This is a genomic window from Phycicoccus sp., from assembly GCF_035325325.1.
Lineage (GTDB): Bacteria > Actinomycetota > Actinomycetes > Actinomycetales > Dermatophilaceae > Phycicoccus.
The window spans coordinates 42,653-54,737 of the sequence record NZ_DAOLAC010000009.1 but is presented as its reverse complement, the minus strand read 5'-3'; the positions used below and the strand labels follow the sequence as shown (position 1 = coordinate 54,737).

Genomic DNA, 12,085 nt, shown 5'->3' with positions numbered 1-12,085 from the left:
CCCCCCCCCCCGCCGAGACGTCGCGCGGGGCGGGGTCGCGGTCGTCCCGTTCCAGGAGCACCCACTCGCCCGGCCAGCCCGCGGGCGGTGGCCCGGACCCGAGCCCGGTCACCGGGTGGCGCAGGTGGGCGGCGACGGCGGCCGCGCGGGTGGCGTGCCCGCGCCCGGCGTGGTGGACGTACCAGCCGATCACGCGACGATCCCCGGAGCCAGCGCCTCGTAGTACGCGAGGTACTCGGAGACCATCCGGGTCACGGAGCACTCCCGCTCCGCGCGGTCACGGCAGGCCCGCCGCTCCAGCGCAGCGGCGGTGGCGACGGCGACCGCCCCGCGCTCGGCGAGGCCCACCGGGTCGGGGTCGACGAGGACCCCGGTCACGGCGTCGAGCACCTCGGGCAGGCCGCCTCGTTCGAGCGCGACGACCGGTGTCCCGCAGGCGAGCGACTCGGCGGCGACGAGCCCGTACGGCTCGTCCCAGGCCGGGGTCACGAGGGTCGCCGCGCTGGCGCCGAACAGCCGGGCCAGTCCGCTCGTGTCGAGGTGGCCGACGTACTCGACACCGTCCCCGAGCCGGGGCCACACCTCGCTCCGGACGTACTCGCCGTCGCCGACCGGACCGGCGAGCCGCAGCCGGCGCCCCGCCGCCCGGGCCACGTCGATGGCGAGGTGCGGCGCCTTCTCCGGCACCAGCCGCCCGGCCCAGGCCAGGTCCAGGCCACCCGGCCCCGGGGTCCAGCGGTCGACGTCGACGCCGTTGCGGACGACGTCGACGTCGGCGACGTGCCGCCAGGAGGCCGCCGTGTAGTCGCTCACCGCGACGTGGTGCGGACCGGAGCGGGCACTGTCGCGCGCGATGGCGATGGCCGGCTCGAGCCACGGCGTCGGCGGGGTGTGCAGCGTCGTGAGGACCGTCGCCGGCACCGACGCCGCCATCGCGACCGGCAGGTGGTGGAGGCTGTTGTTGTGCACGACGTCGACGTCGGGCCGGCGCTGCAGCTCGAGCATCACCTGGAGGTAGGCGTGGTGCTCGCGCAGCCAGGGCTCGGGCACCATGCTCACGTCGGCGCGCGCCGCGTCGCTGAGCCGTAGCGGCCGGGTCCGCAGCATCCGTGCGCCGAGGCGGGGGTCGCTGCCCTCGCCGGCGAACACGGTCACCTCGACGCCGGCGCGGCGCAGCCCGTGGACCAGGTGCCAGGTGAGCGACTCGAGGCCGCCGGCGAACGGCTCGGCCACCGGGTGACGGGCCGCGGCGAGGATCACGACGTGCACGCCGCCACCTCCCGGGCGAGGACGGACCGGTAGATCTCCTCGTGGGCGCGGGCCAGCCCGGCCCGCTCGGCCCGGCGCTCGTCGACCGTCGCGCGCCAGGTCGGCCGGTCGTGGGCGGCGAGCTCGACGGCGCCGGCCAGCGACGCGGCGTCGCCGGTGCGATACGAGAGGACCGGACGCTGCTCCGCGTAGTGGCCGCAGTCGGGGGCCAGGACCGTCGTGCCGAGGTCGTGGCACGCCTCCAGCCACCCGGAGTGGGTGCCGAAGCGGTAGGGCAACACCGAGACGTCGAGGCCCTCGAGGTAGTCGAGCAGCTCGTCGTGGGTGAAGTAGTCGTGCACCTCGAGGTCGAGCCGCCCCTCCGCGGCGAGCGCCCGCAGGCGCCCGGCCAGGGCCGCGTCGTGGCGGGGGCTGCCCGGCGTCATGACGTCGGTGTGCGCGTCGACGCGCAACCGGCCGCCGGGCAGGCCCGGCACGACCCGGGCCAGCGCCTCGACGACCGGGAGGGGGTCCATCCCGGCGCGCAGGCTCTTGCAGTGCACCCCGACGACGAAGCCCTCGTGCGGACGACGCGGGCGGGCCACGCGCTCGAGGTCGGCGACGTGCGGGTGCGGCAGGACGCGGGCGGTCCGGCCGTGTCGGCGCAGCACCTCCCGGGCCGCGCCGGGCGTCAGGGTGATGACGGCGTCGGCGGCGGCGAGCAGGACGCCGAGCTGCGCGTCGTGGAGTGCCGGGTCCTCGTGGTGGGGGTTGCGCAGGTCGTGCACGGTGACGACGAGCGGCTTGCCGAGCCGGCGGAGGGTCTCGGTCCAGGCGGCGAGGTCGGCGGGGCTCTCGGCGTCGTAGCCGAAGTGGACGTGGACGAGGTCGAACTCGTCCGCGTGGGCGGTGACCCACGCCGGGTCGAGGACGCGCGGCGGCCACCAGGGCGCGCCCGTGACCACCCGGTCGGGGCGGGGGTCGGGCAGGCGCACGGTGGCGCCGCGGCCGTCCGGGTCGGACAGGTGGCGGACGTACACGTGGTCGGTGGGGACGGAGGCGATGCGCAGCGTCACGGGCGAGGTCCGGGGTCAGGCATCCTGCCAGCCTGCCGGTGGGGGCCTCCGGCGCGCTGCACCCCAAAGGGTGGTTTGCGCCGCCCCGGGCCCGGACCGCGCGCGCCGGGTCGACTACCTTGGCGGCATGGCCGCGGACAGGCGCCCGGTACGGGTCGCGCTCGTGAACGACTACGACATCGTGGTCCAGGGCCTGGCGCGGATGTTCGAGCCCTTCCGTGACCGCGTCCACCTCATCGAGTTCGACTCGCGGATGCCGGTCGAGCGCCCGGTCGACGTCCTGCTCTACGACACCTTCGCCCAGGACCAGGGGGACCGGGCCCTCATCGCCGAGATGCTCGCCGCCGGGGCGGCCGACCGCGTGGTGCTCTACAGCTTCAACACCCACGAGGAGCTGGCCCGCGCAGCCCTGGAGCGCGGGGCCTCGGGCTACCTCTCCAAGGGGATGCCGGCCGAGGAGCTCGTGGCGGCGCTCGAGCGGGTGCACGCGGGCGAGCAGGTGACCGACCGCACCGAGTGGTCCGACGACGGCTCCGGCGACTGGCCCGGGCGGGCCGAGGGCCTCTCGGCGCGGGAGGCCGAGATCCTCGCGCTGATCACCCAGGGCCTGCGCAACGAGGACATCGCCCGGCGGACCTACCTCTCCATCAACTCGGTGAAGTCCTACATCCGCAGCGCCTACCGCAAGATCGGCGTCGAGCGGCGGGCTCAGGCCGTGCTCTGGGGCGTGCAGCACGGGTTCGAGCCCGACACCCACCGTCGCCGAGGACCGGACGCCGACGACTGACCGTGCGCCCGGTCGGGTGCCGGGTCAGGCGGTGATCGGCCCCTCCCGCTCGTCCTCGGGACGGCGGCCCGACCCGAGGGAGAGGCTGGTCAGCAGGCCGACGACGAGGAAGCCGGCCGCCGTCGCCGCCGAGACCCGGGTGGCCTCGGTGAAGGCGACCTTCGCGTCCTCTGCGGCCGCCGCCGTCCGCGGGTCGCGGGCCAGTCCGGGGATGGCCGCGCCGGCGCTGCCCTTGACCGCCTCGACGATGCCGGTGCGCGCCTGCTGCGGCACCCCCTGGTCGGTGAGGCTCGCCTCGAGCCGCGCGCCGAGGACCGTGAACAGCACGGTCCCGAGGATGGCGATGCCGAACGCCGACCCGACCTGACGGGAGGTGCTCTGCGTGCCGGAGCCCTGCCCGCTGCGCTGCACCGGCACGTCGGCGAGGACGACGCCGGTCAGCTGCGCGGTCGCGAACCCCACCCCGACGCCGTAGACGAAGAGCAGGGGGGCGGTGACCCACCAGGCGGAGTCGGGCCGGAGCAGCAGGGCGATGCCCGCGATGCCCGCGATCTCGAGCACGATGCCGAGCCGGACGATGAACACCGGGCTGCGGGTGCGCCCGATGGCCGCCCCCAACCCGCTGGCGACGAAGCTGCCGACGGCGAGCGCGAGGAGAACCAGACCGGTCTGGAAGGCGCTGTAGCCCAGCACGTTCTGGAACCACAGCGGCAGCGCGAAGAGCAGCCCGAACTCGCCGAGGCTGACGATGAGCGCCGCGACGTTGCCGTTGCGGAACGACGGGATGGTGAACAGCGAGAGGTCGAGCATCGCCACCTGACCGGCGGCGTTGCGACGGCGCTCGACGAGGACGAAGGTCGCGAGGGCGAGGACCCCGAGGACGAAGGCCACCGCGACCGGCGACACCGACCAGGACCAGGTCCACCCGAAGAGCGAGAGGTCCGGGCCGGTGCTGCGCAGCCACCCGTAGGTTCGGCCCTCGATGAGCCCGAAGACGACCGCCCCGAAGCCGACGGCGGAGAGGACCGCCCCGAACCAGTCGGCCCCGCGCCCCTCGGCCCGCTCGCGCGACTCGTCGACGAGGAGGAAGAGCCCGGCGATGACGACGAGGGTCAGGGGCACGTTGATACCGAACGCCCACCGCCACGAGAAGTCGGTGGTCAGCCAGCCGCCCAGCAGCGGCCCGAGCGCGGCCGTGCCGCCGATCGTCGCGCCCCAGATGCCGAAGGCGATCCCTCGCTCGCGGCCGCGGAAGGTCGCGTTGAGGAGCGAGAGCGACGTCGGCAGCATGAGGGCTCCGCCGACGCCCTGGAGAGCCCGCGCCCCGATCAGCCACGGACCACCGTCCGCGGTCGCCGCGAGGATGCTCGACAGGCCGAACACCAGTGCGCCGAGGGCGAACAGACGTCGCCGACCGAACCGGTCCGCGAGCCGGCCGACGATGAGCAGGAGCGCGGCGAAGACGAGGGTGTAGACCTCCTGCACCCACTGTGCGTCGGTCGAGGTGATGCCGAGGTCGTCGATGATCGACGGCACCGCGACGTTGACGATCGTCGAGTCCACGATGATGAGCGAGACGCCGAGGCTGATGACGACGAGCCCGAACCAGCGGCGGCGGCCGGTGCCGTCCGACGGCGACGAGGGTGCGGCGACGTCATCACTCAGCATGCTGAGCAATATAGCGCTGGACCCCTCCGCGGCCATCGGCGACGTTCTACCCTCGACAGGGTGACGACGCCGCCGGAGGACTGGTCCCTCGGCCGGCTGCTGTCCACGGCCGCCCGGATGGTCGAGCACGAGTGGAACGGCCGGCTGGCCGACCACGATCTGACCCACGCCGGCTTCCTCGCCCTGCACACCCTCGGCGGCGGCCCGCTGACCCAGCGCGAGCTCGCCGCCGGCAGCCGGGTCGAGGAGCAGACGATGGGCCGCGTCGTCGACCGGCTCGAGCGCACCGGCCACGTGACCCGTCGCCGGGACCCCCGCGACCGGCGGCGGCTCATCGTGGAGCGCACGGCCCTCGGCGCGAGCGCGCACGCCGCGGTGCAGGCCTCCGGCGTCGCCGACCACCTCGTCGAGGACCCGCTCGTCGACCCCGAGCGCTTTCGCGCCGAGCTGGTGCGCCTCGTCCGCACCCTGGGGCCGGCCGGCGCGTCGCCGTCGGACGCGCCGGACGCGGCGGACACGCCAGGCGCGGCGAACACGCCGGACGCGCCGGACGCGCCGGACGCATCCCACGCCGGTCCCGAGCGGTAGGCGGCGGCACGCATCGACCGGCCCGGGTGCGGGTAGCGACGGAGTGGACCTGAACCCGCACCGAGAGGAGTCGTCGTGCCCCGTGTCGTCGCCGTCACCGGAGCCAGTGGAGGGATCGGACGGGCCACCGCCCGTGAGTTCGCGCGGCGGGGGGACAGCGTCGCGCTGCTCGCCCGCGGCGAGCGCGGGCTCGAGGCGGCCGCCGAGGAGGTCCGCGGGCTCGGCGGTCGGGCGCTCGTCGTGCCCACGGACGTCGCCGACCCGGACGCCGTGGAGGCGGCGGTCGAGCGGGTCGAGGCCGAGCTCGGGCCCGTCGACGTGTGGGTCAACGTGGCCTTCACCTCGGTGTTCGCCCGGGTCGACGACATCCGTCCGGAGGAGTTCCGCCGGGTCACCGAGGTGAGCTACCTCGGCTACGTCTACGCGACGATGAGCGTCCTGCGCCGGATGAAGGAGCGCGACCGGGGCACGATCGTCCAGGTCGGCTCCGCGCTCGCGTACCGCGGCATCCCTCTGCAGAGCGCCTACTGCGGCGCCAAGCACGCCATCCAGGGCTTCCACGAGTCACTGCGCACCGAGCTGCTCCACGAGGGCAGCCGAGTGCGCGTGACGATGGTCCAGATGCCGGCCGTCAACACCCCGCAGTTCTCGTGGGTCCTCTCCCGGCTGCCCGACCACGCCCAGCCGGTGCCGCCGATCTACCAGCCGGAGGTGGCGGCCCGGGCGGTGCTCTTCGCCGCGGACCATCCCCGCCGGCGGGAGTACTGGGTGGGCGCGAGCACCGTCGGCACGCTCGCCGCGAACGCCCTCGTCCCGGGGCTGCTCGACCGGTACCTCGGGCGCACCGGGTTCTCGTCCCAGCAGACCGGCGACCCGAGGCCGGCCGACCAGCCGGCCAACCTCTGGGAGCCCGCCGACGGCCCGGAGGGACGCGACTTCGGGGCCCACGGCGTCTTCGACGGCCGGGCCCACGCCCACAGCCCCCAGCAGTGGGTGGCCCACCACTACTCCGCGCTCGCGGCGGCGGGGGGCGCGCTGCTCGCCGCGGGCGCCGTGGTCGCGGGGCGGCGTCGGTGAGCGCCTCGGGGTCGTTGCTGCGGCTCGTCGGCGTCGGCGGGTCGGCGTGGGGTGCACTGCTCCTCGCGCGGGGCGACGAGGTGTGGCGCCGGGTCGAGGGCCGCTCGCCGGACCCGGTCGAGGAGCTCGGCATCCGCGCCCTCGGCGCGCGACACCTCCTCCAGGGGCTCGCGCAGGTGCTCGCACCGCGGGCCACCCGGCGGGTCTCGGTGGCGGTCGACGTGACCCACGCCGTGACGATGGGGGTGCTGGCCGCCGGGTCACCCTCCAGGCGGCGGGCGGCGGCGCTCACCGGGGGCGTGGCCCTCCTCGGAGGGATGCTCGACCGGGCGGCCCGCCCGCGCTGACCCGCGGGACCCGCCGGCGGCGAGCCCGTCGGTGGGCGTGGTGCCGGGCGGCCGGTCCGCAGGACCGGCGACCGGTCCGAGACCCACCTGAGAGCCGGAGCCGAATACTGCGTTCCCGGAACTCCGTGCTCGTCGCAAGCGAAACCTTGCGCCCGGCAAGCGATCCCTTGCGCCTGGCAAGGGATCCCTTGCGCCCGGCACGGGATCCCTTGCCGGGAGCACGGAGTCCCGGGGGCGCACCTCACCCAGCGCGCGGTGGGCCCGCTCGAGACACGTCGGCCCCTCTCCGTCCGTGAACCTCCGGCCAGCGGGTAGGACTGGAGGGACCCCACCCGGAAGGAGCGCCCGTGCCCACCTGGCTCACCGCCGTCGCCACCCTCTCGCTCGCCCTCGCCGCCGTCTGCGCGGTCTGGATCGCGGTCGACGTGGCCCGCCGCCCTCCTCGGATGGGGGTGATGGCGGTGGTGTGGCCCGTGAGTGCGCTCTTCGGCAGCGTCGGGGCGCTCTGGTTCTACCGGCGGCATGGGCGCGCCGGGGTCGACGACGACCCGACGATGCCGGTCTCCGTGGCCAAGGGCGCACTGCACTGTGGCGCCGGATGCACCCTGGGCGACGTCGTCGCCGAGACGACCGCGTTCCTCGCGCCGGCCGTCCTCGTCCCGTTCGGCTTCCCGGGACTCTTCGGTGACCGGATGTTCGCCGTCTGGGTCCTCGACTTCGTCGCCGCCTTCGTCATCGGGATCGCCTTCCAGTACTTCGCGATCGCCCCGATGCGCGACCTCACCGTCGCGCGGGGTGTGTGGGCGGCGCTCAAGGCCGACGCCCTGTCACTCACCGCGTGGCAGGTCGGCATGTACGGGACGATGGCCGTCCTGCTGCTCGGCGTCCTCCAGCCGCTCTACGGCACCCGCCCCGAGGTCTCCTCGACGGTGTTCTGGCTCGCGATGCAGGTGGCCATGCTCGGCGGCTTCGCGACCGCCTTCCCGATGAACTGGTGGCTCGTGCGACGAGGCGTCAAGGAGCGGATGTGACCGGCGGGTCGGCTGCCCGACCCCCATGCGGTGGCGCCGGCGCGTCACCGGGGCAACGGGTGGGACACCGGCGCATGGTCGGCCCCGGCGACGGGTAGGCCCTCCTCGTGGACGAAGTGGAGTACGCCGTCACGCCCCGGGGGTCCGACGACGAGGACCGTCCGGCGGTCGACGCCCAGGCCCCCTCGAGCCTCCTCGGCATCGTGAGCGACCTGCTCACCGCGGGCCGGGGGCAGCCCGAGGGCCTCGGAACGCGCCAGCTGCTCGGTCGCCTCGTCCAGCGCGGCGTCGACCTCGTCCCGGGCGCGGACTGGTGCAGCATCACCGTGATGCGCTCGCAGTCGCTGTCCACCCTCGCCACCTCGCACGACGAGGCTCTCCAGGCCGACGAGGTGCAGTACGCCCTCGGCTCGGGTCCGTGCGTGGACGCGGTCGCGCGCGACCACGTCTTCGTCACCGGTCGCGTCCACGAGGACGCCCGGTGGCCCGAGTACGGACGCCGGGTCCACGAGGAGGTCGGCGTGTCGAGCGTGCTCGCCCAGCGCCTGACCCTCCTCGACGGCAACGAGGCCGTCGCGGCCCTCAACGTCTACTCCCGCTCGCCCGACGCGTTCGGCGCCCTCGCGATGCGCGACGGCCTCCTCCTCGCCACCCAGTGCTCGTTGCTCGTCGCGGCCCACCTCGCGCACGACCGGGCCGAGAACCTCACGAGGGCCCTCGGGAGCAACCGCGAGATCGGGGTCGCCGTGGGGATCCTCATGGCGCGCCACCGGGTGACCCGCGAGGAGGCCTTCGGGATGCTCCGGGTGGTCAGCCAGGACACGAACCGCAAGATCCGGGACGTGGCCTCGGACGTCGCGGCCACCGGCATGCTCCGGGACCGGGGGCGTTCCTGAGGTTTGTCGCGACCCGGGTCGGGGCAGGGCGGAACCAGGGTGGCCGCCGGGCGGTCAAGCAGCCGGGCGCCCGGCGGTCACCCGCGTGGCGGTCGCCGTTCACCGGCGCAGGACCACGCTCGCCGTCCACTCCCTCGACCCCGGGCGGCGGGCCAGCCGGTGCAGCGACACCCGGACCGGGGCCCGCTGGGGCGCGCGCACCTCGTCGGTGTCGATGCCCCCGATCTCGAGCTCCGCGCCCTCCGGCCGCGACCGCAGGCTGATCCACACCGGCAGGACGCCGACGGACCGCACGTCGTAGAGCACCTCGTCGAGCACGGCCCGCAGCACCTCCGGGTCCTCGCGGCCCGGCAGGATGACCCGGTGGTAGCGCGACGGCTGCTGGTCGCCCACGTCCGCGAAGGCCTCGATGACCCCCGCGACGGCCTCGGCCACGCAGCCGAGGCGGGTCGGGGCCCACGCCTCGACGCGGTCGGCCCGCGGGCCCGGCACCGTCCAGTGGCCGGCCGGGGCGTCAGGTGACGCCGCCGCGGACGGCTCGTCGGCCGCCGGCGCCAACCACCTGGAGGTGTCGGACACGGGCCCTCCCGAGGACACGGGCTCGGTGGACGGGACCCCGGCAGGGGCGCGGTCCACCACCCCCAGCATGCGCCCATCCGGGCCTCGGGCGCCATGGGCAGCAGTCACGGGCCCGTCCTCAGATCAGGCCCGCCTGGCCGAGGGCGATGACCAGCAGCACGACGACGCCGAACCCCACGACGACGGTCTCGACGCTCCAGCCGCCCGGACGACCCGGCCCGGCGAGCCCCTGCCCCAGCAGCCCCACGAGCGAGCGCAGCACCCCGGCCGGCCGGGGCGTCTTCCCGTTCGGCCTGCCGGTCGAGGGCGCGGACCTCCCGAGCTCGCTCACCTCTGCAGCATCGCCGGACGGGCGACCGCGCGGAAGGGACGATGGTCCTACCAGGTCGGCCGCGGAAACCACCCGCCCGGCGGACCGAGTGGAGTGGGCGCACGTGGCGGTGTGGGCCGGGACAGGGGTGTCGTCGGTCCGGCGCTCCGCGACCCGGGCCCGGCGGTCGCCCGAGCGGCAGCAGGCCGGGCGCATGACCGCGCACCACGCGGGTAAGCGCGGCCCATGGCTGACACCACACCGCGTCCCGCCGACCAGGTCCCCGGCGCCCCGTCCCCCCGACCCGCCGAGCTCGCCGAGCCGACCGACCCTCGGCCCCCGCTGCCGCCGAAGCCCGAGCAGGGCTCCCCCGAACCGCGGACGGCGACCGGTGCCCCGCTCGAGGCCGAGCCGACCGACCTCGGTCAGCAGGGCCCGTGGCTGACCACGGCCACCGGCACCCGGGTACGCGACACCGACCACTCGCTCAAGGCCGGGGAGCGCGGACCGACCCTGCTCCAGGACCACCACTTCCGCGAGAAGATCACCCACTTCGACCACGAGCGGATCCCCGAGCGGGTCGTCCACGCCCGCGGCACCGGGGCACACGGCACGTTCGTCGGCTACGGCACGGCGAGCGAGCTGACCCGGGCCGCCTTCCTGGAGAAGGACGTGAGGACACCGGTGTTCGTCCGGTTCTCGACCGTCCTGGGCTTCCGCGGCTCGGCCGACACGGTGCGCGACACCCGCGGCTTCGCGACGAAGTTCTACACCTCCGAGGGTGTCTTCGACCTCGTCGGCAACAACATGCCGGTCTTCTTCATCCAGGACGGCATCAAGTTCCCCGACGTCATCCACGCCGGCAAGCCGCACCCGGACCGCGAGATCCCGCAGGCGCAGTCGGCCCACGACACGTTCTGGGACTTCGTCTCGCTGCACACCGAGGCGCAGCACCACACGATGTGGAACATGTCCGACCGCGGCATCCCGCGGTCGTACCGGACGATGGAGGGCTTCGGGGTCCACACCTTCCGGTTCGTCGCCGGCGACGGGACGAGCTCCCTCGTCAAGTTCCACTGGAAGCCCCGGCTCGGGGTGCACTCCCTCGTCTGGGAGGAGGCGCAGATGCTCGCCGGCGTCGACCCGGACTTCCACCGCCGCGACCTCTACGACGCCATCGAGGCCGGCGCCCACCCACAGTGGGAGCTGGGCGTCCAGGTCTTCCCGGACACCCCCGAGCAGACCTTCGAGGGCATCGACCTGCTCGACCCGACCAAGCTCGTCCCCGAGGAGCTGGCCCCCGTGCAGCCGATCGGCGAGCTCACCCTGCACGCCACCCCGACGAACTTCTTCGCCGAGACCGAGCAGGTCGCCTTCCACGTCGGGCACCTCGTGCCGGGCATCGACGTCACCGACGACCCGTTGGTGCAGGCCCGGCTCTTCTCGTACGTGGACACCCAGCTGACCCGGCTCGGCGGGCCCAACTTCGACCAGCTGCCGATCAACCGCACGCACGCGCCGGTCAACGACATGCTGCGGGACGGCATGCACCAGAGCGCGGTCCACGGTGGCGTGGCGCCCTACCGGCCGAACAGCCTCGACGGCGGCTGCCCCTTCACCGTGGGCGCCGGCGAGCCGGCCCTCGAGGACTTCCCGGCCCTGGTGCCCGCGGAGGCGCGGAAGGTCCGCGCCAGCCCGGCCTCGTTCGCGGACCACTTCAGCCAGGCTCGCCTGTTCTGGCTGAGCATGAGCCCCGTCGAGCAGGACCACATCGTCGGCGCGTACGCCTTCGAGCTCGGCAAGTGCTGGGAGTCGAGCATCCGGACCCGGCAGCTGCTCGCCCTCGCCCGGGTCGACGCGAGCCTGGCGTCCCGGGTGGCCACCCGCCTCGGCCTGCCCGCGCCGGAGGAGGTCGAGGTCTCGGACGTCGACCCGAGCCCGGCCCTCTCCCAGGTGGGTCGCGAGTGGCCGGTCGACGGGCGCCAGGTCGGGGTGGTCGTCTCGGCCGACACCGACCCGGAGGAGGTCGACACGCTCGCCACGACGCTGCGGGAGGCCGGGGTGACCGTCCTCCTCGTCGCGCCGTTCGGTGGCCCGGTGTGGGAGGGCCGTCCCGGGCAGGCCCACCGCACGCTGGCGACGGCCCGCTCGGTCGAGCTCGACGCGCTCGTCGTCGCCGACGCGCCCACCCCCCTCGGCGACGACGTCGTCATCGACGGAGTGGTCCCGGAGGTGGACCCGCGGGTCGGCCTGCTCGTCGAGGAGGCCCTCCGGCACGCCAAGGCGGTCGCCGTCCTCGGCTCCCGGCCCGCCGAGCGGCTCGGGTTCGAGGCGGGGCCCCACGGCGTCCTGCGCGGCGACGGCGCCACGCTCGGGGCCGAGGTGCTCGCCGCCCTGGCCCGGCACCGCGTCTGGGAGCGCGTCGGCCGGACCTCCTGACCGGGCCGGTGGCGGGGCGGCGGTGTGAGGGCGCCGTCC

Annotated in this window: 12 protein-coding genes and 1 pseudogene; 7 read left to right on the top strand and 6 right to left on the bottom strand. The window is 75.0% G+C overall.

Annotation, left to right across the window (positions count from 1 at the left end; translation table 11 throughout):
- The 3 genes and pseudogenes from PKA89_RS07980 to PKA89_RS07970 all read right to left on the bottom strand — a co-directional run.
- A pseudogene (locus PKA89_RS07980) lies at nt 1-193 on the bottom strand (hypothetical protein); the annotation flags it as partial.
- A complete protein-coding gene (locus PKA89_RS07975; protein ID WP_324418339.1) occupies nt 190-1,269 on the bottom strand; it encodes a glycosyltransferase in 1,080 nt (359 codons plus the stop codon). The pseudogene PKA89_RS07980 and the gene PKA89_RS07975, both read right to left, overlap by 4 nt.
- On the bottom strand, nt 1,257-2,324 hold the full coding sequence (locus PKA89_RS07970; RefSeq protein WP_324418337.1) for a glycosyltransferase: 1,068 nt from the start codon (nt 2,322-2,324) through the stop codon (nt 1,257-1,259). Before PKA89_RS07970 ends, PKA89_RS07975 begins: the two co-directional genes overlap by 13 nt.
- 127 nt (nt 2,325-2,451) lie before the next feature.
- On the opposite strand from PKA89_RS07970, the gene PKA89_RS07965 reads away from it, so the two are divergent.
- On the top strand, nt 2,452-3,111 hold the full coding sequence (locus PKA89_RS07965) for a response regulator transcription factor (RefSeq protein WP_324418335.1): 660 nt from the start codon (nt 2,452-2,454) through the stop codon (nt 3,109-3,111).
- A gap of 24 nt (nt 3,112-3,135) precedes the next feature.
- Here PKA89_RS07965 and PKA89_RS07960 read toward each other — a convergent pair whose 3' ends face one another.
- The gene (locus tag PKA89_RS07960; protein ID WP_324418333.1) at nt 3,136-4,779 is read right to left on the bottom strand and encodes a DHA2 family efflux MFS transporter permease subunit; all 1,644 of its coding nucleotides are present in this window, start codon (nt 4,777-4,779) and stop codon (nt 3,136-3,138) included.
- A 60-nt stretch (nt 4,780-4,839) separates the two neighbouring features.
- Here PKA89_RS07960 and PKA89_RS07955 point away from each other — a divergent pair, with 60 nt between their 5' ends.
- From PKA89_RS07955 to PKA89_RS07935, 5 genes are all read left to right on the top strand, one after another.
- The gene (locus PKA89_RS07955; protein WP_324418331.1) at nt 4,840-5,367 is read left to right on the top strand and encodes a MarR family transcriptional regulator; all 528 of its coding nucleotides are present in this window, start codon (nt 4,840-4,842) and stop codon (nt 5,365-5,367) included.
- A gap of 75 nt (nt 5,368-5,442) precedes the next feature.
- A complete protein-coding gene (locus PKA89_RS07950) occupies nt 5,443-6,444 on the top strand; it encodes an SDR family oxidoreductase (protein WP_324418329.1) in 1,002 nt (333 codons plus the stop codon).
- On the top strand, nt 6,441-6,791 hold the full coding sequence (locus tag PKA89_RS07945) for a hypothetical protein (RefSeq protein ID WP_324418327.1): 351 nt from the start codon (nt 6,441-6,443) through the stop codon (nt 6,789-6,791). Before PKA89_RS07950 ends, PKA89_RS07945 begins: the two co-directional genes overlap by 4 nt.
- A 347-nt stretch (nt 6,792-7,138) precedes the next feature.
- A complete protein-coding gene (locus tag PKA89_RS07940; RefSeq protein WP_324418325.1) occupies nt 7,139-7,822 on the top strand; it encodes a DUF4396 domain-containing protein in 684 nt (227 codons plus the stop codon).
- Between the two features lie 107 nt (nt 7,823-7,929).
- Nucleotides 7,930-8,718 (top strand): GAF and ANTAR domain-containing protein, encoded by a 789-nt coding sequence (locus PKA89_RS07935; RefSeq protein WP_324418323.1) that lies wholly within the window; start codon nt 7,930-7,932, stop codon nt 8,716-8,718.
- Between the two features lie 99 nt (nt 8,719-8,817).
- Here PKA89_RS07935 and PKA89_RS07930 read toward each other — a convergent pair whose 3' ends face one another.
- Entirely contained in the window at nt 8,818-9,297 is a 480-nt protein-coding gene (locus PKA89_RS07930) for an archease (protein WP_324418321.1), read from the bottom strand.
- Nucleotides 9,298-9,415: 118 nt separating this feature from the next.
- Complete coding sequence (locus PKA89_RS07925) at nt 9,416-9,628, bottom strand: hypothetical protein (protein ID WP_324418319.1); 213 nt, start codon at nt 9,626-9,628, stop codon at nt 9,416-9,418.
- 225 nt (nt 9,629-9,853) lie between these two features.
- On the opposite strand from PKA89_RS07925, the gene PKA89_RS07920 reads away from it, so the two are divergent.
- Nucleotides 9,854-12,046 (top strand): catalase, encoded by a 2,193-nt coding sequence (locus tag PKA89_RS07920; protein WP_324418317.1) that lies wholly within the window; start codon nt 9,854-9,856, stop codon nt 12,044-12,046.
- Nucleotides 12,047-12,085: the final 39 nt, after the last annotated feature.